Origin of the sequence: Serratia sp. CY40230, assembly GCF_052168835.1 — a bacterium.
Lineage (GTDB): Bacteria > Pseudomonadota > Gammaproteobacteria > Enterobacterales > Enterobacteriaceae > Serratia > Serratia nematodiphila.
On sequence record NZ_JBJNLX010000002.1, the window covers coordinates 649,783 to 671,907 of the forward strand.

17 protein-coding genes are annotated in these 22,125 nt (G+C 60.3%); 8 read left to right on the forward strand and 9 right to left on the reverse strand.

The features are described 5' to 3' along the window. The first annotated feature begins 1 nt into the window (after position 1). The 4 genes from kdpB to kdpE all read left to right on the forward strand — a co-directional run bounded on the left by kdpB (position 2) and on the right by kdpE (position 6,135). Entirely contained in the window at positions 2–2,071 is a 2,070-nt protein-coding gene (gene kdpB, locus ACJ8IJ_RS10320; RefSeq protein ID WP_442518605.1) for a potassium-transporting ATPase subunit KdpB, read from the forward strand. Positions 2,072–2,089: 18 nt separating this feature from the next. Then, positions 2,090–2,659 carry a potassium-transporting ATPase subunit KdpC gene (kdpC, locus tag ACJ8IJ_RS10325; RefSeq protein WP_442518606.1) on the forward strand — a complete coding sequence of 190 codons (570 nt, stop codon included), beginning with the start codon at positions 2,090–2,092 and terminating at the stop codon, positions 2,657–2,659. A gap of 73 nt (positions 2,660–2,732) precedes the next feature. Beyond that, a complete protein-coding gene (gene kdpD / locus ACJ8IJ_RS10330) occupies positions 2,733–5,429 on the forward strand; it encodes a two-component system sensor histidine kinase KdpD (RefSeq protein WP_004939924.1) in 2,697 nt (898 codons plus the stop codon). 16 nt (positions 5,430–5,445) lie between these two features. Continuing rightward, positions 5,446–6,135, forward strand: coding sequence for a two-component system response regulator KdpE (gene kdpE / locus ACJ8IJ_RS10335; RefSeq protein WP_033637458.1), 690 nt, complete (start codon positions 5,446–5,448; stop codon positions 6,133–6,135). Between the two features lie 27 nt (positions 6,136–6,162). Here kdpE and ACJ8IJ_RS10340 read toward each other — a convergent pair whose 3' ends face one another. From ACJ8IJ_RS10340 to seqA, 4 genes are all read right to left on the reverse strand, one after another. Next, positions 6,163–6,462 (reverse strand): DUF3861 domain-containing protein, encoded by a 300-nt coding sequence (locus ACJ8IJ_RS10340; RefSeq protein WP_004939927.1) that lies wholly within the window; start codon positions 6,460–6,462, stop codon positions 6,163–6,165. After that, the gene (locus ACJ8IJ_RS10345) at positions 6,462–7,100 is read right to left on the reverse strand and encodes a PadR family transcriptional regulator (protein WP_015376959.1); all 639 of its coding nucleotides are present in this window, start codon (positions 7,098–7,100) and stop codon (positions 6,462–6,464) included. Before ACJ8IJ_RS10345 ends, ACJ8IJ_RS10340 begins: the two co-directional genes overlap by 1 nt. Positions 7,101–7,291: 191 nt before the next feature. Further along, positions 7,292–8,935 carry a phosphoglucomutase (alpha-D-glucose-1,6-bisphosphate-dependent) gene (pgm, locus tag ACJ8IJ_RS10350; protein WP_060560416.1) on the reverse strand — a complete coding sequence of 548 codons (1,644 nt, stop codon included), beginning with the start codon at positions 8,933–8,935 and terminating at the stop codon, positions 7,292–7,294. A gap of 77 nt (positions 8,936–9,012) precedes the next feature. Then, positions 9,013–9,555, reverse strand: a complete 543-nt coding sequence (gene seqA, locus ACJ8IJ_RS10355; protein ID WP_076740483.1) for a replication initiation negative regulator SeqA — start codon at positions 9,553–9,555, stop codon at positions 9,013–9,015. Positions 9,556–9,779: 224 nt separating this feature from the next. Here seqA and ybfF point away from each other — a divergent pair, with 224 nt between their 5' ends. From ybfF to fur, 4 genes are all read left to right on the forward strand, one after another. Further along, positions 9,780–10,553, forward strand: coding sequence for an esterase (ybfF, locus tag ACJ8IJ_RS10360; protein WP_080286931.1), 774 nt, complete (start codon positions 9,780–9,782; stop codon positions 10,551–10,553). A gap of 256 nt (positions 10,554–10,809) precedes the next feature. Further along, on the forward strand, positions 10,810–11,097 hold the full coding sequence (gene ybfE / locus ACJ8IJ_RS10365) for a LexA regulated protein (RefSeq protein ID WP_004939936.1): 288 nt from the start codon (positions 10,810–10,812) through the stop codon (positions 11,095–11,097). A 255-nt stretch (positions 11,098–11,352) separates the two neighbouring features. Next, positions 11,353–11,892, forward strand: coding sequence for a flavodoxin FldA (gene fldA, locus ACJ8IJ_RS10370; protein WP_004939938.1), 540 nt, complete (start codon positions 11,353–11,355; stop codon positions 11,890–11,892). A 329-nt stretch (positions 11,893–12,221) separates the two neighbouring features. Next, positions 12,222–12,668, forward strand: a complete 447-nt coding sequence (gene fur, locus ACJ8IJ_RS10375; RefSeq protein WP_004939939.1) for a ferric iron uptake transcriptional regulator — start codon at positions 12,222–12,224, stop codon at positions 12,666–12,668. A gap of 248 nt (positions 12,669–12,916) precedes the next feature. Here fur and ACJ8IJ_RS10380 read toward each other — a convergent pair whose 3' ends face one another. From ACJ8IJ_RS10380 to nagE, 5 genes are all read right to left on the reverse strand, one after another. After that, a complete protein-coding gene (locus ACJ8IJ_RS10380; RefSeq protein WP_280630851.1) occupies positions 12,917–15,574 on the reverse strand; it encodes a beta-N-acetylhexosaminidase in 2,658 nt (885 codons plus the stop codon). A 13-nt stretch (positions 15,575–15,587) separates the two neighbouring features. After that, positions 15,588–15,914, reverse strand: a complete 327-nt coding sequence (gene chiQ, locus ACJ8IJ_RS10385) for a ChiQ/YbfN family lipoprotein (protein ID WP_004939944.1) — start codon at positions 15,912–15,914, stop codon at positions 15,588–15,590. A 46-nt stretch (positions 15,915–15,960) separates the two neighbouring features. Then, complete coding sequence (gene chiP, locus ACJ8IJ_RS10390; protein ID WP_004939945.1) at positions 15,961–17,364, reverse strand: chitoporin ChiP; 1,404 nt, start codon at positions 17,362–17,364, stop codon at positions 15,961–15,963. Positions 17,365–17,943: 579 nt separating this feature from the next. Continuing rightward, a complete protein-coding gene (glnS, locus tag ACJ8IJ_RS10395; RefSeq protein ID WP_015376953.1) occupies positions 17,944–19,608 on the reverse strand; it encodes a glutamine--tRNA ligase in 1,665 nt (554 codons plus the stop codon). A gap of 240 nt (positions 19,609–19,848) precedes the next feature. Further along, positions 19,849–21,885 carry an N-acetylglucosamine-specific PTS transporter subunit IIBC gene (gene nagE / locus ACJ8IJ_RS10400; protein ID WP_442518607.1) on the reverse strand — a complete coding sequence of 679 codons (2,037 nt, stop codon included), beginning with the start codon at positions 21,883–21,885 and terminating at the stop codon, positions 19,849–19,851. Positions 21,886–22,125: the final 240 nt, after the last annotated feature.

Genomic DNA, 22,125 nt, shown 5'->3' on the forward strand with positions numbered 1-22,125 from the left:
GATGACTCGCAAACAACGCGCGCTGTTTGAACCGGCTCTGGTGCGCACCGCGCTGATCGATGCGCTGAAAAAACTGGACCCTCGCGTTCAATGGCGCAACCCGGTGATGTTCGTGGTGTATATCGGCAGCCTGCTGACCACCGCCATCTGGCTGGCGATCCTCGCCGGCCAAACCGACGGCGCCGCCGCCTTTACCGGCAGCGTCGCCCTGTGGTTGTGGTTCACCGTGCTGTTCGCCAACTTCGCCGAAGCGCTGGCCGAAGGCCGCAGCAAGGCCCAGGCGGAAAGCCTGAAGGGCACCAAGAAAACCAGCTGGGCGAAAAAGCTGGCCGGCCCGCGCCGCGACGGCGCCACGGAGAAAGTGGCCGCCGAGAGCCTGCGCAAAGGCGATATCGTGCTGGTGGAAGCCGGCGACACCATTCCGTGCGACGGCGAAGTGCTGGAAGGCGGCGCTTCGGTGGATGAAAGCGCCATCACCGGCGAATCCGCCCCGGTGATCCGCGAGTCCGGCGGCGACTTCTCCTCGGTCACCGGCGGCACCCGCGTGCTGTCCGACTGGCTGGTGGTGCAGTGCAGCGTCAACCCGGGGGAAACCTTCCTCGATCGCATGATCGCCATGGTGGAGGGCGCCAAGCGCCGCAAAACGCCGAACGAGATCGCGCTGACCATTCTGCTGGTGGCGTTGACCATCGTGTTCGTGCTGGCCACCGCCACCCTGTTCCCGTTCTCGCAATACAGCGTCGAGGCGGCCGGCAGCGGCAGCGTGGTCACCATCACCGTGCTGGTCGCGCTGCTGGTTTGCCTGATCCCCACCACCATCGGCGGTCTGCTGTCCGCCATCGGCGTGGCCGGGATGAGCCGCATGCTCGGCGCCAACGTGATCGCCACCAGTGGCCGCGCGGTGGAAGCCGCCGGCGATGTGGACGTGCTGTTGCTGGATAAAACCGGCACCATCACGCTGGGCAACCGTCAGGCTTCGGAGTTCCTGCCGGCGCCGGGCGTGAAAGAGCAAGAGCTGGCGGATGCCGCGCAGCTGGCTTCGCTGGCGGACGAAACGCCGGAAGGCCGCAGCATCGTGGTGTTGGCCAAACAGCGCTTTAACCTGCGCGAGCGCGATCTGCAGGCGCTGAACGCCACCTTCGTGCCCTTCTCCGCCCAGACCCGCATGAGCGGCGTCAACGTGCAGGAGCGCATGATCCGTAAAGGCGCAGTGGACGCCATTCGCCGCCACGTCGAATCCAATCAGGGCCACTTCCCGCGGGCGGTGGACGATCTGGTGGAAAGCGTGGCGCGCACCGGCGGCACGCCGCTGGTGGTGGCGGAAGGCGCCCGGGTGCTGGGCGTGGTGGCGCTGAAGGATATCGTCAAGGGCGGCATCAAGGAACGCTTCAATGAGCTGCGCAAGATGGGCATCAAAACGGTGATGATCACCGGCGATAACCCGCTGACCGCAGCGGCGATCGCCGCCGAAGCCGGGGTGGACGACTTTCTGTCGGAAGCCACGCCGGAAGCCAAGCTGGCGCTGATCCGCCAGTATCAGGCGGAAGGCCGTCTGGTGGCGATGACCGGCGACGGCACCAACGACGCCCCGGCACTGGCGCAGGCCGATGTGGCGGTGGCGATGAACTCCGGCACCCAGGCCGCCAAAGAGGCGGGCAACATGGTCGATCTGGATTCCAACCCGACCAAGCTGATCGAAGTGGTGCATATCGGCAAACAGATGCTGATGACGCGCGGTTCGCTGACCACCTTCAGCATCGCCAACGACGTGGCCAAATACTTCGCCATCATTCCGGCGGCGTTCGCGGCCACCTATCCGCAGTTGAACGCGCTGAACGTGATGCACCTGCACTCCCCCGCCTCCGCCATCATGTCGGCGGTGATCTTCAACGCCCTGGTGATCGTGTTCCTGATCCCGCTGGCGTTGAAAGGGGTGAGCTACAAACCGATGAGCGCCGCGGCTCTGCTGCGCCGCAACCTGTGGCTGTACGGGGTCGGCGGTCTGCTGGTGCCGTTCATCGGCATCAAACTGATCGACCTGATCCTGGTCGCGCTGCACGTCGCCGGTTAACCATTGAGGGAAATGAACATGACGTATTTACGACCTGCGCTGGTGATGTTGATCCTGCTGACTCTGATCACCGGCATCGCCTATCCGCTGCTGACCACCGGGCTGGCGCAGCTGCTGTTTTCGGGCGCGGCCAACGGTTCGCTGCTGTACCAGGGCGACAAGGCGGTCGGCTCTGCGCTGATCGGCCAGAACTTCACGCGCGCCGACTATTTCTGGGGCCGCCCGTCGGCGACCGGCGATTCGGCTTATAATCCACAGGCCTCCGCCGGCAGCAACCTGGCGGCCACCAACCCGGCGCTGGATAAGGCTATCGCCGAACGCGCGGCGCAGCTGCGCCAGGCCAATCCGGCCATGAGCGGCCCGCTCCCGGTGGATCTGCTGACCGCCTCCGGCAGCGGGCTGGATCCGCAGATTTCGATCGCCGCGGCGCGGTATCAGCTGGCGCGGGTCGCGGCGGCGCGTCATCTGCCGCCGGAACAGGTCGCCAAACTGATCGAAGACAACACCGATCGGGCCACGCCCAACTTTATGGGGGAATCGGTGGTCAACGTGCTGAAGCTGAACCTGGCGCTGGATGCGTTGAAGTAACGCGCCGTATTCAGCATAGTGATAGGGTTCGGCATGCCGAACCCCTTTTTGCTTGGTAACACAAGGAATTGTCATGGTCGAAGAAGAACAGCAGCGTCCCGATCCCGATAGCCTGCTGGCGCTGGCCAATGAAAAACCGCGCGGCCGGTTGAAGGTATTCTTCGGCGCCTGCGCCGGCGTGGGCAAAACCTACGCCATGCTGCAGGAGGCCCAGCGTTTGCGCGCTCAGGGGCTGGATGTGCTGGTCGGCGTGGTGGAAACCCACGGCCGCAGCGAGACCGCCGCCCTGCTCGACGGCCTGGCGCTGCTGCCGCAAAAGCGCATCCAGCATCGCGGCCGGCTGGTGCATGAATTCGATCTCGACGCCGCGCTGGCGCGCCATCCGGCGCTGATCCTGATGGATGAACTGGCGCACAGCAACGCCCACGGTTCGCGCCACCCCAAACGATGGCAGGATGTGGAAGAGCTGCTGGACGCCGGCATCGACGTGCTGACTACCGTCAACGTGCAACATTTGGAAAGTCTGAACGACGTGGTGGGCGGCGTGACCGGCGTGCGGGTGCGCGAAACGGTGCCCGACCACGTGTTTGACGAGGCCAGCGAAGTGGTGCTGGTCGATCTGCCGCCGGACGATCTGCGCCGACGGCTGCACGAAGGCAAAGTGTATATTCCCGGCCAGGCCGAGCGCGCCATCGAGCATTTTTTCCGTAAAGGCAACCTGATCGCCCTGCGCGAGTTGGCGCTGCGCCGCACCGCCGATCGGGTCGATGACCAGATGCGCGAGTTTCGCGACACCCAGGGGCGCGAGAAAGTGTGGCACACCCGCGACAGCATTCTGCTGTGCGTCGGCCACAACAGCGGCAACGAAAAGCTGGTGCGCATCGCCGCCCGGCTGGCGGCGCGGCTCGGCTGCCACTGGCATGCGGTCTACGTGGAAACCCCCAAGCTGCACCGGCTGCCGGAAAACCAACGCCGCGCCATTCTGCGCGCGCTGCGGCTGGCGCAGGAGCTGGGCGCCGAAACCGCCACCCTGGCCGATCCGTCCGAAGAGCGTGCAGTGCTGCGCTACGCCCGCGAACATAACCTCGGCAAAATCATCATCGGCCGCCGCAGCGAGCAACGCTGGAAGCTGCGCGGCAGCTTCGCCGATCGCCTCGGCCGGCTGGGCCCGGATCTCGATCTGGTGATCGTCGCGCTGGACAGCGACGCCGCACCGCCGCCGCCGGGCAAGGAGCACGACGGCCGCAGCTTCAATGAGAAATGGCGCATGCAGCTGCGCGGCTGCGCGGTGGCGGTGGCGCTGTGCGCGCTGATCACCCTGCTCTCGCAGTGGCTGCTGCCGGGCTTCGATCAGGCCAACCTGGTGATGGTCTACCTGCTCGGCGTGGCGATCGTCGCGCTGTTCTTCGGCCGCTGGCCATCGGTGCTGGCGGCGGTGATCAACGTCGCCAGTTTCGATCTGTTCTTCGTCCAGCCCGAATGGTCGTTCGCCGTCAGCGATATGCAGTATCTGCTGACCTTCGGCGTGATGCTCGCCGTCGGTATCATCATCGGCAACCTGACCGCCGGGGTGCGTTATCAGGCCCGGGTGGCGCGCTACCGCGAGCAGCGGGCGCGCCATCTGTACGAAATGTCACGCGGGCTGAGCCGCGCGCTGACCGTGGCCGACATCGCCAACACCAGCCGTCATTTCCTCTCCAGCAGCTTCCAGGCGAAAACCGTGCTGCTGCTGCCGCAGGAAGACGGCCGGCTGCAGCAAATGATCGGCGAAGAAGGCGGGCTGCTGTCGGTAGACGAAGCCATCGCGCGCTGGAGTTTCGATAAAGGCTTGCCGGCCGGCGCCGGCACCGACACCCTGCCCGGCGTGCCTTACCAGCTGCTGCCGCTCAATACCCCCAAACAGACCTTCGGCCTGTTGGCGATCGAACCCAACAACCTGCGCCAGCTGATGGTGCCGGAACAACAGCGGCTGCTGCAAACCTTCGCAGTGCTGATCGCCAGCGCGCTGGAACGGCTGCACCTGGCGCGCAGCGCCGAAGAAGCCAAGCTGGACGCCGAACGCGAGCAGCTGCGCAACTCGCTGCTGGCGGCGCTGTCGCACGATCTGCGCACCCCGCTGACCGTGCTGTTCGGCCAGGCGGAAATTCTCACGCTGGACCTGGCGGCCGAAGGCTCCAATCACGCCACCCAGGCCAGCCAGATCCGCCAGCAGGTGCTGAGCACCACCCGGCTGGTGAACAACCTGCTGGATATGGCGCGCATCCAGTCCGGCGGTTTCAGCCTGCGTAAAGAGTGGCAGTCGCTGGAAGAGATCGTCGGCGCTTCGCTGCACATGCTGGAGCCGCTGCTCAGCCAGCATCCGATCGAGGTCGAGCTGCCGCCGGAACAGATCCTGGTCAACTGCGACGGCAGCCTGCTGGAACGGGTGTTCACCAACCTGTTGGAAAACGCCAATAAATACGCCGGCGCCGAGGCCACCATCGGCATTCGCGCCCGCACGCTGCCCGAGTGGCTGGAAGTCGAGGTCTGGGATAACGGCCCCGGCATCCCCGCCGATCAGCTGCAGCTGATTTTCGACAAGTTTTCACGCGGCAATAAAGAGTCGGCGATCCCCGGCGTCGGCTTGGGGTTAGCCATTTGTCGTGCCATTATTGAAGTGCATGATGGCCGCATCTGGGCGGAAAACGGCGCCAACGGCGGCGCCAGCTTCCGCTTCGTGCTGCCGCTGGAAAAACCGCCCGAGATCGACGGCGACGCCTTCGATCTGTAATCAACGCAGGGGAAACGTGAGCATAACGCCAACCAACATTCTGATTGTTGAAGATGAAAAAGAGATCCGCCGCTTCGTGCGCACCGCGCTGGAGAGCGAAGGCCTGCGGGTGTTTGAAAGCGAAACCCTGCAGCGGGGGCTGATTGAGGCCGGCACGCGCAAACCGGATCTGATCATCCTGGATTTGGGCTTGCCGGATGGCGACGGGCTGAGCTACATCCGCGATCTGCGGCAGTGGAGCGCCATTCCGGTGATCGTGCTGTCGGCGCGCAACGCCGAAGAGGACAAAATTGCCGCGCTGGACGCCGGCGCCGACGACTACCTCAGCAAGCCGTTCGGCATCGGTGAGCTGCTGGCGCGGGTGCGGGTCGCGCTGCGCCGCCACTCCGCCAGCCAACAGGAAAGCCCGCTGGTGAGCTTTTCGGCGATCACCGTCGATCTGGTGAATCGCCGGGTGCTGCGCAACGACGAAGATCTGCACCTGACGCCGATCGAGTTTCGCCTGTTGGCGGAGCTGCTGGCCAACGCCGGCAAGGTGATCACCCAACGCCAGCTGTTGAGCCACGTCTGGGGGCCGAACTACGTGGAGCACAGCCACTATCTGCGCATCTACATGGGCCATCTGCGGCAGAAGCTGGAAGCCGATCCGGCCCGGCCCAAACACCTGCTGACCGAAACCGGCGTCGGCTACCGTTTCATGCCTTAACCCCGACGGGCGCGGTTTGCCGCGCCTTTACGCCGCCGGGCCCTTCTTCAATCCGACCATAAATTCCTTGAACGCCTCGCGCAGCGGAGCGAACACCGGGTGTTTGCGGTTTTCGATCATCACTTCAGAGAACAGTTTCAACCCCACGGCGAAGGCCGCGCTCTGCTCAGGGCCGAAGTTCAGATCGTCACGCGCCCGAATGCGCTCGACGATCTCGAGAATATCGTCGTGGTTGGTCACCTCAAAACTCAGCGGTGCCTTCTCGACGGGGTTGCCCTGGCGGTCGCTCAGGGCTTCAACGGTAATGTTAAAACGGTGGCCGGGCATCAGTTCTCCTCCTGCTGCGTGGGTTGAATGTGCATTTCGCTTTCGATCGCCGCCACGGCGGTCAACAGTGCGGCGTTGATGCGCTCCACCTGCTGCGGCGTAAGATCGGCGCGCATCACGTTGCCGCGCAGCAGACTGCGCAGACGGTTCATGGCGTCGTAAATGCCTTCCGCCAGGTTGCCGTGCCGATGATGCTCGCGGCCGGCGCCCGCCAGACGCGCCAGAATGACCTCAACCACCTGTTGATGCTTTTGCAGCTCGCCCTCACCCGCCGAGGTGATGCGGTAGCTTTTGCGGCCGTTGCCGGTGGTGAGCGGTTCGAGAAAATCCTGCTCTTCCAGCAGCGTCAGCGTGGGGTAAATCACCCCCGGGCTCGGCACATACAGGCCGGATGACGCTTCCTCGATCGCCTTGATCAATTCGTACCCGTGGCTGGGCTTGCGCGCCACCAGCGCCAGCAGCACCAGGCGCAGATCGCCGTGTTCGAACAGACGATGACGCCCGCCCCGGCCGCCGCGTCCGCCACGGCCATGCTCTTCGCCGTCGCCGCCGAAGTGATGGCGCCCACCGCGATGACGGCGCCCCTCTTCACATTCATGATGGTGATGATGCCGGTGTAAACCTAATCGATGAAACATAGGGTGATACCTCGCTTTAACAGTGAACATCAATACGAGGTTGTTTAGATATATCTAAACAGCGTCGATAACGCTAATCTAGATCGATATATCTAAATGAGCAAGCCTACGCCGAGAAAAAGATATATCTAAATTACAGGCATAAAAAAAGCGCTGTAAAAACAGCGCTTTTTATCAGACGAGAACAGCGATTATTTGGCGGAAGCCAGCACTTCGCTGACGATCTCAACCGCTTCGTGCTCAATTTTCTCGCGGTGTTCCGCCCCGAGGAAGCTCTCGCAGTAGATCTTGTATGCCTCTTCGGTACCGGAAGGACGGGCCGCGAACCAGCCGTTGTCGGTCATGACTTTCAGGCCGCCGATCGACGCGCCGTTGCCCGGCGCTGCGGTCAGACGCGCGGTGATCGGGTCCCCGCCCAGCGTACTGGCCTTGACCATCTCCGGTGACAGCTTGGACAGCGCCGCTTTCTGCGCATGGGTTGCCGGCGCCTGGATGCGGTTGTAGCTTGGCGCGCCGAAGCGCTTGGCCAGATCGTCATAGTGATGCTGCGGATTTTCACCGGTTACCGCGGTGATTTCAGCCGCCAGCAGGCACATGATGATGCCGTCTTTGTCGGTCGACCACGGCTGGCCGTTGAAGCGCAGGAACGAGGCCCCGGCGCTCTCTTCGCCGCCGAAGCCCAGGCTGCCGTCGAACAGGCCGTCCACGAACCATTTGAAACCGACCGGCACTTCCACCAGCTTGCGGCCCAGGTCAGCCACCACGCGATCGATCATCGCGCTGGACACCAGCGTTTTACCTACCGCCACATCGGCGCCCCACTGCGGGCGATGCTGGAACAGGTAGTTGATGGCTACCGCCAGATAGTGGTTCGGGTTCATCAGGCCCTTCGGCGTGACGATGCCGTGACGGTCGTAATCCGGATCGTTGGCGAACGCCAAATCGAATTTGTCGCGCAGCGCCAGCAGGCCGGCCATCGCCGACTCGGACGAGCAGTCCATGCGGATGATACCGTCGTGATCCAGGTGCATAAAGCGGAAGGTCTGATCGATGGAGTCGTTTACCAGCGTCAGATCCAGCTTGTAGTGTTCCGCCACGCGCTGCCAATAGGCGATGCCGGAACCGCCGAGCGGATCCACGCCCAGCTTCAGGCCGGCGCGTTGAATGGCCGGCATGTCGACCACGTCAACCAGGCCTTCGACATAAGGCTGCACCAGATCTTTGGCGTGCAGGTGGCCGCTGTTCCAGGCCTTGTCCAGCGACTGACGCTGAACGCCTTTCAACTGCTGCGCCAGCAGATCGTTGGCGCGTTTTTCGATCACCGACGTCAGGTTGGTGTCGGCCGGGCCGCCGTTCGGCGGGTTGTACTTGATGCCGCCGTCTTCCGGTGGATTATGGGACGGCGTAATGACGATGCCGTCGGCCTGCGCGCCGCCGCGGCGGTTGTGGCACAGAATGGCGTGCGATACCGCCGGCGTTGGCGTGAAGCCGTTGTTTTCCTGCACGATCACATCGACGCCGTTGGCGGTCAGCACTTCCAGCACGGAAATAAAGGCCGGCTCGGACAGCGCATGGGTGTCTTTACCCACGTAGCACGGGCCGGTGGTGCCCTGCTGATGACGAACTTCGGCGATCGCCTGGGCGATGGCGAGGATGTGCGCTTCGTTGAAGCTGTGGCGCTGCGCGCTGCCGCGGTGGCCGGAGGTGCCAAACTTCACCGCATGTGCGGCATTGCCGGCTTCCGGTTGCAGCACATAGTACTGCGACGTCAGCTGGGCTACGTTGATCAGATCGCTTTGACGGGCGGGCTGCCCGGCACGTGGATTATTCGCCATCGACATATCTCCCTCATCCCTGTCGGTGACCGGGCAAATACGTCGCGCACGGCCATCATGACGGGCTGTTCGCTAAATTAGACGGTACCGCAAACTTTCTCGATCAGTTCCGCCGGGAACTGCATCGCCTGCATGATGTGTTCGATCATGCTGCGTTTGCGGCCGGTATTGGTATTGGTGATCACCCAGTAAGGGGTGCCCGGCACATGCTTCGGCTTGGTATGCGTGCCGTTGGCCAGCAGGGTCTGCTGATCGCCGGCGAAATAGGTGCGGGTACGGCCGGTCAACGCCTCGGTGGCGGCGGCAAAACCGGCAGCATCAAGGGTGTACAGCGTGGACAGCACCAGCATGAAACGGTTGACCGCTTTGTTCTGCTCGGCGTATTCATCCGACAGCAGCAGTTCACGCACGGCGCGCACGCGATCGCGCGGGCGCTGAACCGACGCCGTTTTTTCCTGTTCGACGGACTGCGACGCACTGGCGGCAGGCAACGCGCGCACCGGCTGGCCGGCGGTGAATTTCAACATGCGGCGTAAAATATCGGACGCGCTTTCACCGATGTGTTGCGTGTGGCTGGCAATATAACGGTAAAGCTCTTCGTCGACTTCAATAGTTTTCATCTTTATCCAATACTGTTTTTTCTACTTAGAACCTGAAGCCAGATCCTGCATTCAAGCCATGGGATTATAAGGTTAAAAGCGCTGGGGCGAACACAACAATGTGCCTCCGGACGGCAAATGCAGACTAATACCTATAGCCGGCACTGCCAAGCCCGCGCCGCGAAAATTCCGCATGATTCATCGTGCGATTCAATCATGATACCCTAATCTGAATCTCTCTCAGTATGAACTTCGCCATGAAATTACATTATCAACTGCTGGCCGCCGAGTCAGACGCGCTGCCGGTGCTGCTGATCCACGGGCTGTTCGGCAATCTCGACAACCTGGGCGTGCTGGCGCGCGATCTGCATAAACAGCACAGTGTGATCAAAGTCGATCTGCGCAACCACGGCCTTTCCCCGCGCGCCGACGATATGAACTACCCCGCCATGGCGCAGGATCTGCTGGCGCTGCTCGACGAACTGCAGCTGGAGAAAGCGATCGTCATCGGCCACTCGATGGGCGGCAAAGCGGCGATGGCGCTGACCGCCATCGCGCCCGAGCGCATCGCCAAGCTGATCGTCATTGACGTCGCGCCGGTGGATTACCAGACCCGACGCCATGACGAGATCTTCGCCGCGCTGAAGGCCGTCAGCGCCGCCGGCATTACCCAGCGCCAGGCGGCCGCCCAGTTGATGCGCGACTATCTGCAGGAAGAAGGCGTGATCCAGTTCCTGCTGAAGTCCTTCCATAACGGTGAATGGCGCTTCAACCTGCCGGTGCTGATCGAACGCTACGAAGACATCACCGGCTGGCAGGACGTGCCGGCCTGGCCACACCCGACCCTGTTCATTCGCGGCGGCCTGTCGCCGTACGTGCAGGACAGCTACCGTGCAGACATCGCCCGCCAATTCCCGCAGGCACGCGCGCACGTCGTCGCCGGCACCGGCCATTGGGTGCACGCCGAAAAACCGGAAGCGGTGCTGCGCGCCATCCACCGTTTCCTCGGCGAAGCCTGAAAAACGCGCTCACCTGGCGAAAAAACGCGCTAAAGATAACGGCTTAGCGCGTTTAGCCCGCAGTTAGGCATTGTCGCCGCTCCATCTGCTGGGGTAATATGGCGCGCTATAATTTTGCCGCCGCGCCAGCGCGTTCGCGAACGCCGGTTCGGGGGTAAATTTGGGTTAGGGTTTATTGGCCCGAAGTGTGTTAACCGATGCCTCCGGAAGCGTGCGAGCGCTTTTTGATGCAAACTCCCTTGCAGTACCGCTACCTATGGCAAAAGAACAAACGGATCGCACGACGCTGGATCTGTTCGCAGATGAACGCCGTCCGGGGCGCCCGAAAACCAACCCGCTTTCCCGCGATGAACAGCTTAGAATCAATAAGCGCAATCAGTTACGGCGCGATAAAGTGCGCGGATTGCGGCGCGTAGAGCTGAAAATCAACGCGGATGCGGTGGACGCCCTGAACAAACTGGCGGAACAGCGCAACATCAGCCGCAGCGAACTCATCGAGCAGATGCTGTTGGCGCAACTGGCGGAAGAACAGCCGGAACATTGATCTCTTCGGCCGCACGCGCGGCGCGGCGTTAAGGACAACGCCGGATCGACCACGCTTTTCTTCATCCTTCGGCATCGCATAAATGCGATAAAACCCCGGCGCCACTTTCTGGCATGATACGCATTTACCGGTAAGAGACTGCGCCTGTCGGCGCCCGCCACCGTGGCGAAAGGCTCTTGCCATGGCATCATTTTAATCGGCGGCAGTGCCGGCGCCGAGTAATGCAATTAATTGAATTTAAAGGTTATACGCGATATGGCTACTGTAGGCATTTTCTTTGGCAGCGACACTGGCAATACCGAAAACATTGCCAAAATGATCCAGAAAATTCTCCAGAAACAGTTTGGCGACGACGTCTCTGAAGTGCACGACATCGCCAAAAGCAGCAAAGAAGACCTGGAAGGGTTCGATATCCTGCTGCTGGGTATCCCGACCTGGTACTACGGTGAAGCGCAGTGTGACTGGGACGATTTCTTCCCGACGCTGGAAGAAGTCGATTTCAACGGTAAACTGGTGGCGCTGTTCGGCTGCGGCGACCAGGAAGACTACGCGGAATACTTCTGTGACGCGATGGGCACCATCCGCGACATCATCGAACCGCGCGGCGCGGCCATCGTGGGCCACTGGCCGACCAAAGGCTACCACTTCGAAGCTTCCAAAGGCCTGGCGGACGACAACCACTTCATCGGTCTGGCGATCGACGAAGACCGTCAGCCGGAGCTGACCAACGAGCGCGTCGACGCCTGGGTCAAACAGATCGTCGAAGAGCTGAGCCTGGCCGATATCGTCGGCTAAACGCCGGGACTGGCGAAAGGTTGAACAAAGGCCCTGTAAAGTGCATAGTGTGCCGACAGGGCCGTCATCGGCAACAGGGATTGCTGCGATAGAAGCTACAGATTTGTAACTTCCCACCCCGTCACGGTAGACTGAGATATCGGTTTATCCCATCCATCAAGGCGTTGCATGCAAAACATGCAATAGTGCAATTATATCTTTGTTAACAACCGGCGGTTTCCATTTAGTACAACCGGTTCTATAATGAGACGCATTAACTCTTTGTGCCGACCGATGCCACAGGCGAGTACGCCTCAACTTGATTAGCATAGTAACAGGACTGAATTCGCATGACCGACAACAACATCGCATTGAAGAAGGCCGGCTTAAAAGTCACGCTTCCGCGACTCAAAATCCTGGAAGTACTGCAAAATCCGGAATGCCATCACGTCAGTGCGGAAGATTTGTACAAAAAACTGATTGATATGGGCGAAGAGATCGGCCTGGCAACGGTTTATCGCGTACTGAACCAGTTTGACGATGCGGGCATTGTGACACGTCACAACTTCGAAGGCGGCAAGTCCGTGTTCGAGCTGACCCAACAGCATCACCACGATCACCTGATTTGCCTGGACTGCGGCAAAGTGATCGAATTCAGCGACGAATCCATCGAAGTGCGCCAGCGTGATATCGCCAAGCAGCACGGCATCAAGCTTACCAACCACAGTCTGTACCTGTACGGCCACTGTGAAACCGGTGACTGCCGCGAAGACGAATCGCTGCACGACAAGAAATAAGCCTCACCGGCTATGAGAAACCGCCTCACATTGAGGCGGTTTTTTTATGCCCGCCGTACAACGGGCAAAAAAATCCCCGGACCAGCCGGGGAAAGATCATGTCATGAAATACTACAATTGCAGCGGCACTGCGACTCCACGTACTGCTCTCACTTCAACATCCGCCCCACGCCGGCACGCGCGGGGGCGAACGCATTCCCCCTTCGTTAAGCGGCCCGCCGCCATGACGACAGGCCGATGTGCCGGGCTTAGACCTTCTCGGCGCGGCTGTAACGTTTACCGTCCGGACTGACCGAACGCACCTGCACCTCACCCGATACCGCCGGCTTGGCCTTGGCGTCATAACGCTGCCACTGCTTGCCGCCGTCGGTGGAGTACTCGATGCCCAATCCCGGCAGCGCGATATTCGCTTCCAGCTTGCCGCCCGCCACGCGGGCGCCCGGCACCGGCAGACGGTAGGCGACGCCGCCTTTGTCCAGCTTGGCCAGTTCTCGTTGGCCCAGGATATTGGCGAAGCGCAGCCAGTCTTTCTCCAGCGCCTTGGTGTCGACAAAGTGGGTTTCCCCGCCTTTGTATTCACGGCCGGCGCGATAGTCCTGCTCCCAACCGGCGCGGTGCCAGGCGCGTTCCGCCACCGACAGCGCGCGCGGGAAGATCATGTATTCCATCTGCGGATCGGTGCGCTGGGTTTCGCTCCACAGCTGAGCGGACAGACCGTAGGCGCCCGGCCACGGCTTGTCGCTTTTGGCGTTAAAGTGGTTGCCGTCGCGGTCGACCGAGGTTTCCGCGTTCTGCGGCATGTTGTCCGGCGCGAAGCTGAACACCTTGCGCTCGTCGCTGAAGCGGGTGCCCCAGTAGTAACCACGCTCGTCCGGGTTCACCTCGTAAGGGAAGTCCATGTAGACGTAGTCCGGGTTGGAGACCACCACTTCATATCCTTTGTTGGCCCAGTCGTTGACGCTATCGAAACCGCCCCAATACAACGTATCCCAGAAGTTGACGCCCACGCGCGAGGTGGCGAACGCCTTTGCGTTCTCGGCGTCTTTCAAGCCGTCTTGCCAGGCCTGCATTCTGTCGATGCCGTGCGCCTTCACCAGCTTGCTGACCTCCTGGCCGAAGTAGCTCGGCAGGTGTTCCATGTCGGCCACCTTGCCTTCTTTGATCATCGTCTGGCAAACCTGCGACTTGGCCCACGGCTTGTCTTCGTTGCTCTGGTCGATGATGCCTTTACCCGGCTCCGGTTTCGCCTTGTCGGTATAGCCGGCGCCCAGGCGGATGTTTTTCGCCTCATCGCCGCCGAAGTGCCAGGTTTTGATCGGCTGCCCGGCTTCTTTATGCATCTGGGCAATCTCGCCAATCACCTTGTCGACAAAGCGCTGGGAGGAATCCAGGCACGGGTTCAGGTAGCTCTGGCGGTTAAAGAACTGCACCGAGGTGGTATTGGAGGTATCGGTCGGATCCACCAGGCGGAATTCGTTGGCCTCCTGCTCTTTGCCGGCAGCATGCAGCTTTTTATAGCGCGCCTCCATCGACACCACCGCGGCGCGGGCGTGCGCCGGCATGTCGATCTCCGGGATCACCTCAATCTGGCGCGCCTGGGCGTATTTGATGATGTCGATATAGTCCTGACGGCTGAAGAAGCCGCCGTAGACGTCCGGCCCCTGGCCGTACTGCGGCAGCAGGCAGGTGGTTTCGCTCAGATCGTGGCAGCGCTGGCCGCCGACTTCCGTCAGCTCCGGCAAACCGGGGATCTCGATGCGCCAGCCTTCGTCATCGCTCAGGTGGAAGTGGAATTTATTGAGCTTGTAAGCCGCCATCTGATCCAGCAGGCGCAGCACCGCGTCCTTCTTATGGAAGTTGCGCGCCACGTCGAGGAAAATGCCGCGATACTGGAAGCGTGGCGCATCGCTGGCGTCCAGCGTGGCGATCTTGCCGCTGCCGTCGCTCGGCACTAACGACAGGATCGACTGCAACCCGTAGAACACCCCGGCCTGATCGAAGCCGATCACCCGCGCCTCTTTCTTACCGATTTTCAGCTCATAAGCGCCCGGCACCGCCATCGCGCCTTTAAACTTGCCCGGCTGGATGTGGGTCTTGATCGGGTAACCGTTGGCCTGAACCGGCACGCCCAGCAGCGCGAAGCGCTGGTTGACGACGTCCGCCGCCGGCTTGACCAGCGTGCTCAGATCCGGCGATACCCCTTTGCGCAGGTCGGCGTCCTGTGCGTGGATCTTCACCTGCATCGGTGTCGGCACGATCTGGCCGCGCAGCGCGCCGGCGGGCAACGTCTGCAGATCGGCATTGCTGACAAAGCGCGAAGCCGGCGTCATCAGAATGTTTTTGTCGTCCTTAGTGCGCTTCCACTGATCGCCGGTGAACGGCGCCACGAACTGGTCCAGGTTTTCGGTGTCGGTATTCGCCAGCATTTTCGGCTTGGCGTCGCCGGAGGTGGCATACCAGCGCGGCAGGAAGTCGTTTCTGAACAGCTGCCAGTATTCGGCGACCACCGGGATTTCCACCGCCTTGCCGGCAGGGAAACCGCTGAATTTGGCGGTCGGCTCCAGCTTGTACAGATCGCCGGTCAGATGCGCGATCTTGAACTGATCGTTATCCACCCGCAGGGTCTGGCGCGGGCTGTGGAAATAGATGACCCAATCCTTGCCGTCGATCGCCTGCCCGTCGTTGCTGAGGGTGAATAACACCCGGTTGCATGAGGCCCAGTCGGCGCCCAGCGCCGCGCAATCCACGCCGTTTTCGCCGGCGCGGTTATCCAGCATTTTCACATTCAGCTTCAGCTGGCTCAGCTGATCCACCAGCTGCTGATCGGCCATGGCATTACCCATGCCGCCCAGGAATCCCATCGTTGCCGTCAAAGCGGCAAGCGCGCTCAGTTTGAATACATTCATCTTCTCGTCCTTCTTAATTATTGTTATCGCGAATTTCTTGCCACAGCTTGCCGCACTTGGCGTCGTAAGCCTGACCGTTACCGCTGTGCACCGCCATAATGCAGTTCTGATAATCCATCACCCGCACCGTTTCCTGCGCGGCGAACTGCTGGTGCTGTTTCTCTTGTTTCAGCACGTTCAGCACCGCCTTGCAGGGCTGCAGACGCTCCGGCGAACCTTCGGCGGTGTTGATGCAGGCGCTGTAAGCCTGCTTCAATTTGGCGTCTTCCGGCGGCGCGGCGGGTTGCGCGCAGGCGCTCAAGGCCGCGGCGGCCGCCAACATCAGCATGATTTTTTTCATCGTTGAATTCCCTTAACTGCCCCCGGCGACAAGGCCGGGGAACGCATCAGAAGATGGTGAATGGCGCGATGACCATGAACTTGACGTCTTTCTCGTCCTGGAAGATGTTGCCGTAACCGCCGCCCCAGCTCGGGATGTTGGTGTGGTTGTCATACTGGGTGTAGTGCAGCTTGATCAGGGTGCCCTTGGCGCGCCCTTCCTGGATGGTGTACATCGCGTCCAGGCTCCAGGCGCTCTCTTTCAGGCGCTGGCTCTGATCGTAGATCGGGTTGGTGCTCGGCTTGGCGTCCCAGGCGTAGACATAAGAGCCTCCGACCGCCATGCCCGGCAGGTTCCAGTTGCTGAGGTCATACATCACGCCGGCGTACACCGCTTTCTCGCCGTTGGCATTAAAGTCGGAGCGGTTGTCCCACCACACATCCAGACGACCGTTAGACGAGGCATAGGTCGGGGTCATGCGCTGCAGGAAGAAGCCCTGATTGCCTTCCGCCTTGACCATGGTGCCTTCCAGACGCCAGTTGAACTGGCCGGTGGTATAACCGAAGGTCAGCGCCTGCAGCCAGGCCAGCCCGTCGTAGATGCTGTTCGGATCGTTCTTGTCGCTGATGCGATCTTCCGCACCGTAGAACTGGTAACTGGTGGTCAGCGGGTTGCCCAGCACATCGAATTTGTAAGACGCCTTGGTGAAGTACTGATTCACATAACCCTGGGCCTGGCCGAAGGCGGCTTCCAGCACCAGATCGTTTTTGAAATCGTACTTGGCGCCCAGCGAGTGCAGGTAGGAGACGCGGGTTTTCTTATCGTTCTGGCGGAAGTCGTCCACCTCGATATGCCACGGCGCCTTGTATTTGTCGGCCCACATGTAGGAGAAGCTCAACGCGCCGGCATCGCCGTAGTCGAACTTGGCGCCGGCCTCGGCGCCCTGATAGGTGCCCGGCATAAAGCTCCAGTGCGGCGCCAGCAGGGTTTGGCCGCTCGGCTGAATATAGCCGGCGCGTGCCCAGACCGGGCCGTATTTGAACTTGGCGGCGGCTTTGTACAGGCTGACGCCGCCTTTGTCACCGGAATAGTCTTCGTCGTAGGTACGGTTTTTTGAGGAGAACGCGATCTCGTTAGGGTGGCCGCTGGCGCTGGATTCCGCCAGCTCGATGGCGGTAAAGGCACCGACGTCCAGACCGAACATGTCCCAGGCATAACCCGAAGCGAAATCCAGGCTCAGGTTGGCGGTAGAGTGCGACAGGTTGGTGGTGTATTGGTTGTAATCCTTGCTGTCCGGATTGAGATCTTTACGGTCGCGCTCACGTTGCCAGTAATAGATGCCGCCGGTCAGCGTGGAGTCATCGATAAACCCTGCGGCTTTCGCCTCAGGCGCCATGGCAAACCCTGTTCCCAACAGCGCGCCCGCGACTGCGAGCGCCAGCGTTTTACGCTGAGCACCGTGCGTACCCATATTGAAATTCCTCTTTGACTTAACTTAAAAGTTGCAGCCGCCTGTGTTCACCACTGCCCTGCACGACTGCCAATAAAAAACCCGAACGGGTAAAAAAAAATTGCCGACGAGATGTTATTCCCACAGCACTAATTGCTACAGACAGACTATTTTTCGCGACGCGAATTATCAAATGAAAAATGCGGGAGATTTGTCAAAATATGACAAGGAGCACATATCAGTGAGATTTTGTTACGCCGGTGTTCATGGAAGGTGTCGAATAAAAAATTCAATTAAATCAGAATAAATTGAGATACAAGGTCAACCAGAGACGATTAATGGTTTCAGCCTGACCAAATCCGTCATTCAGACAATAAAAATTGAGAGCGCTCTCCAAATGAAATTAATTCGCATCACGAATATATAAGTAAAAATTAAGACTATTAAGCCAGATATCAGAAAACTTATTGATTAACGCACCGCGGTTAATTAAGCACAGCCAGGAATAACGCTGCAGAAATAGATGATTTGCTCGATGGCAGACATAAAAAAAGCGCGGCCTAAGCCGCGCTGATTCATTAATTTCCAAGGCGAATAAGATTAGCCTTCGATTTTCGCCCAGGTATCACGCAGGCCAACGGTGCGGTTAAACACCAGATGCTCGGCCGACGAGTAACGATTGTCGGCACAGAAGTAGCCTTCACGCTCGAACTGGTAGGCCTTCTCCGGCTGGGCGGCCGCCAGACTCGGCTCGACGAAACCGTGCTTGATGACCAGCGATTCCGGGTTGATGGTGGAGAGGAAATCCTCCGCCGCGCCCGGGTTAGGCACGCTGAACAGGCGATCGTACAGGCGAATTTCCGCCGGCAGCGCGTGCGCCGCGGACACCCAGTGGATCACGCCCTTCACCTTGCGGCCGTCGGCAGGATCTTTGCTCAGCGTTTCCGCATCGTAGCTGCAGAAGATAGTGGTGATCTCGCCCGCTTCGTCCTTCTCGACGCGCTCGGCCTTGATCACGTACGCATTGCGCAGACGCACTTCCTTACCCAGCACCAGACGCTTGTACTGCTTGTTGGCTTCTTCGCGGAAGTCGGCGCGATCGATATAGATCTCGCGGCTGAACGGCACATCGCGGCTGCCCATTTCCGGCTTGTTCGGGTGGTTAGGCATGGTGACCATTTCCACCGCGTCGCCCATGTTCTCGATGACGATTTTCACCGGATCCAGCACCGCCATGGCGCGCGGGGCGTTCTCGTTCAGATCGTCGCGAATGCAGGATTCCAGCGCCACCATCTCGACGTTGTTGTCTTGCTTGGTCACGCCGATGCGCAGGCAGAACTCGCGAATCGAGGCGGCGGTATAACCGCGGCGGCGCAGACCGGAGACGGTCGGCATGCGCGGGTCATCCCAACCTTCGACGATCTTCTCGGCCACCAGTTGGTGCAGCTTGCGCTTCGACATGATGGCGTATTCGAGGTTCAGACGCGAAAATTCGTACTGCCGCGGGTGGCAAGGAATGGTGATGTTATCCAGCACCCAGTCATACAGACGGCGGTTATCCTGGAACTCCAGGGTGCACAGCGAATGGGTGATCCCTTCCAGCGCATCGGAAATGCAGTGGGTGAAATCGTACATCGGGTAGATGCACCATTTGTTGCCGGTCTGGTGGTGTTCGGCGAACTTGATGCGGTACAGCACCGGATCGCGCATCACGATAAACGGCGAAGCCATATCGATCTTGGCGCGCAGGCAGGCGGCGCCTTCGGCGAACTCGCCGTTGCGCATCTTCTCGAACAGCGCCAGGTTCTCTTCCACGCTGCGGTCGCGGTACGGGCTGTCTTTGCCCGGCGAGGTCAGGGTGCCGCGATATTCACGGATCTGCTCCGGCGACAGCTCATCGACGTAGGCCAGCCCCTTGGTGATCAGCTCAACCGCATACTGGTGCAGCTGATCGAAATAGTCTGAGGAGTAATGAACGTTGCCGCTCCACTCAAAGCCCAGCCACTCCACGTCGTGCTTGATTGACTCCACGAACTCGATGTCTTCTTTCACCGGGTTGGTGTCATCGAAACGCAGGTTGCACTGGCCCTGATAGTCCTTGGCGATGCCGAAGTTCAGGCAGATGGACTTGGCGTGGCCGATATGCAGATAGCCGTTAGGCTCCGGCGGGAAACGGGTATGTACCGACGTGTGTTTCCCCGACGCCAGATCTTCATCGACGATCTGACGGATAAAATTGGTTGGGCGGGCTTCAGCCTCACTCATTTCACTGTTCCTCAATGCAAAGCGCTACACATAACCGCCTATGATCCAACAAGCCACGTCTGGAAACAACCGTTTGTTTCACGAAAAATGCGGCAGATTGCACCATCGGCGCGCAGCGCACCGCCGTGGAGCGAAACGGGATAAAAAAAGCGGGAAGAGATCGCTCTCTTCCCGCCAAGTCGGGGCAAACTCCGCCATGATGCGTGACCGGCCCCGGGTACTACTCAGGTAAAAACAGCCTTATTTCTGGATCTCGTACAGCTTGGTCTGACCGGCGACCACAGAGCCGCTGGCCAGCGCCGCCAGGCCGGCATAGTCGTCAGAATTGCTGACTACCACCGGGCTTATCATCGAACGCGCATTGGCGTTCAGGTAATCCAGATCCAGTTCCAGAATCGGTTGACCGGCTTTCACTTCCGCGCCCTCTTCCACCAGGCGTTTGAAGCCCTGGCCTTCCAGCGCGACGGTGTCGATCCCCATGTGCACCACGATCTCAGCGCCCTTGTCGGTTTCCAGGCAGAAGGCGTGGTTGGTGTTGAAGATTTTCACCACGGTGCCGTCAGCCGGCGCCACGACGATGCTGTCGGTCGGGCGAATCGCCAGGCCGTCGCCTACCGCCTTGCTGGCGAAGGCTTCGTCCGGCACCTGATCGAGCGCCACCACTTCACCAGTTACCGGTGCCACCAGCGTTTCAAACGCGGCTTTCGGTGCGTTCGGCACCGCCTGCGGTTTGGCTTCTGCAGCAGGGGCCGCCGCCGGAGCCGCCGCAGCCGCTATCGGGCCGGCCGCGATCACGTTGCGCATCGCGCTGGCGATAAGTTCGGCACGGGTGCCGACGATCACTTGCACGCTCTGCTTGTTCAGGCGGATAACGCCCGATGCACCGAGGCGTTTCGCCAATGCGTCGTTCACCAGCGCGGAGTCTTTCACGTTCAGGCGCAGACGGGTGATGCAGGCATCGATGCCGGTCAGGTTGTCGGAACCGCCGATCGCGCCGACGTAGCGACGGGCCAGCGTGGTGGTTTCGTTCTCGTCTTTACCGGCGTTGCTGTCGACGTTGACGTCGTAGCCGTCGGTTTCGTCACCGGCAACCGCCAGTTCGCGGCCCGGGGTCATCAGGTTGAACTTATTGATGGTGAAGCGGAACACCACATAGTAGATAACGAAGAACACCAGGCCTTGCGGGATCAGCATGTACCAGTGGGTCGCCAGCGGGTTGCGGGACGACAACACCATATCCACCAGGCCGGCACTGAAGCCGAAACCGGCGATCCAGTGCATGCTGGCGGCGATGAACACCGAGATACCGGTCAGCACGGCGTGGATCACGTACAGCACCGGCGCCACGAACATGAAGGAGAATTCCAGCGGTTCGGTGATACCGGTAAAGAAGGCGGCGAACGCGGCCGCCAGCATGATGCCCGCCACTTTGGCTTTGTTCTCAGGACGCGCGCAGTGATAAATGGCCAGCGCCGCACCCGGCAGACCGAACATCATGATTGGGAAGAAGCCCGCCTGGTAACGGCCGGTGATGCCGACAACCGCTTTACCGGCTTCGATCGACTGCTGGCCGCCGAGGAAGTTAGGAATATCGTTGATGCCGGCCACGTCGAACCAGAACACCGAGTTCAGCGCGTGGTGCAGGCCAACCGGAATCAGCAGGCGGTTGAAGAAGGCATAGATGCCCGCGCCGACCGAGCCCATTTTCTGGATGTGTTCACCGAAGTTCACCAGACCGTTGAAGATCACCGGCCAGATGTACATCAGAATGAAAGCCACCAGGATCATCAGGAAGGAGATGAGGATCGGCACCAGGCGGCGGCCGCTGAAGAACGACAGCGCCTTAGGCAGCTCGACGCCGCTGAAGCGGTTGTACACTTCGGCGGAAATGATGCCCACCAGAATACCGACGAACTGGTTCTGGATTTTGCCGAACGCGGCAGGCACCTGATCCAGCGGGATCTTCTGAATCATCGACACGGCGGCCGGCGAACAGAGGGTGGTCAGCACCAGGAAGCCGACGAAGCCGGTCAACGCGGCGGCGCCGTCCTTGTCTTTGGACATGCCGTAGGCCACGCCGATAGCGAACAGCACCGACATGTTGTCGATGATAGCGGAGCCGGATTTAATGAAGAAAGCGGCGAGCGCGTTGTCGCCGCCCCAACCAACAGGGTCAATCCAGTACCCGACGCCCATCAAGATGGCGGCGGCGGGCAGCGTGGCAACCGGCACCATCAGCGCCCGTCCCACCTTTTGCAAATAACTAAGAATGTTCACCTTTTCCCCCTATGTTGTCCGCGGACGGACCCTATTAGTAGTTTATTTGGAGCTCTCACTACCTTTTTAGAAACAACGCATGGCACGTATCACTCATGCCGAGTGTAAAAAATTTATTTTGTATCGCAAATTAAAACCTCCCTTTTTGTGATAAATATCACCAAAAAGTAGTCTTTACCTCCCAGATTGCTGGCCATCACACAAAACTTATTTTATCATTCAAAAAATCAACCGGACGGA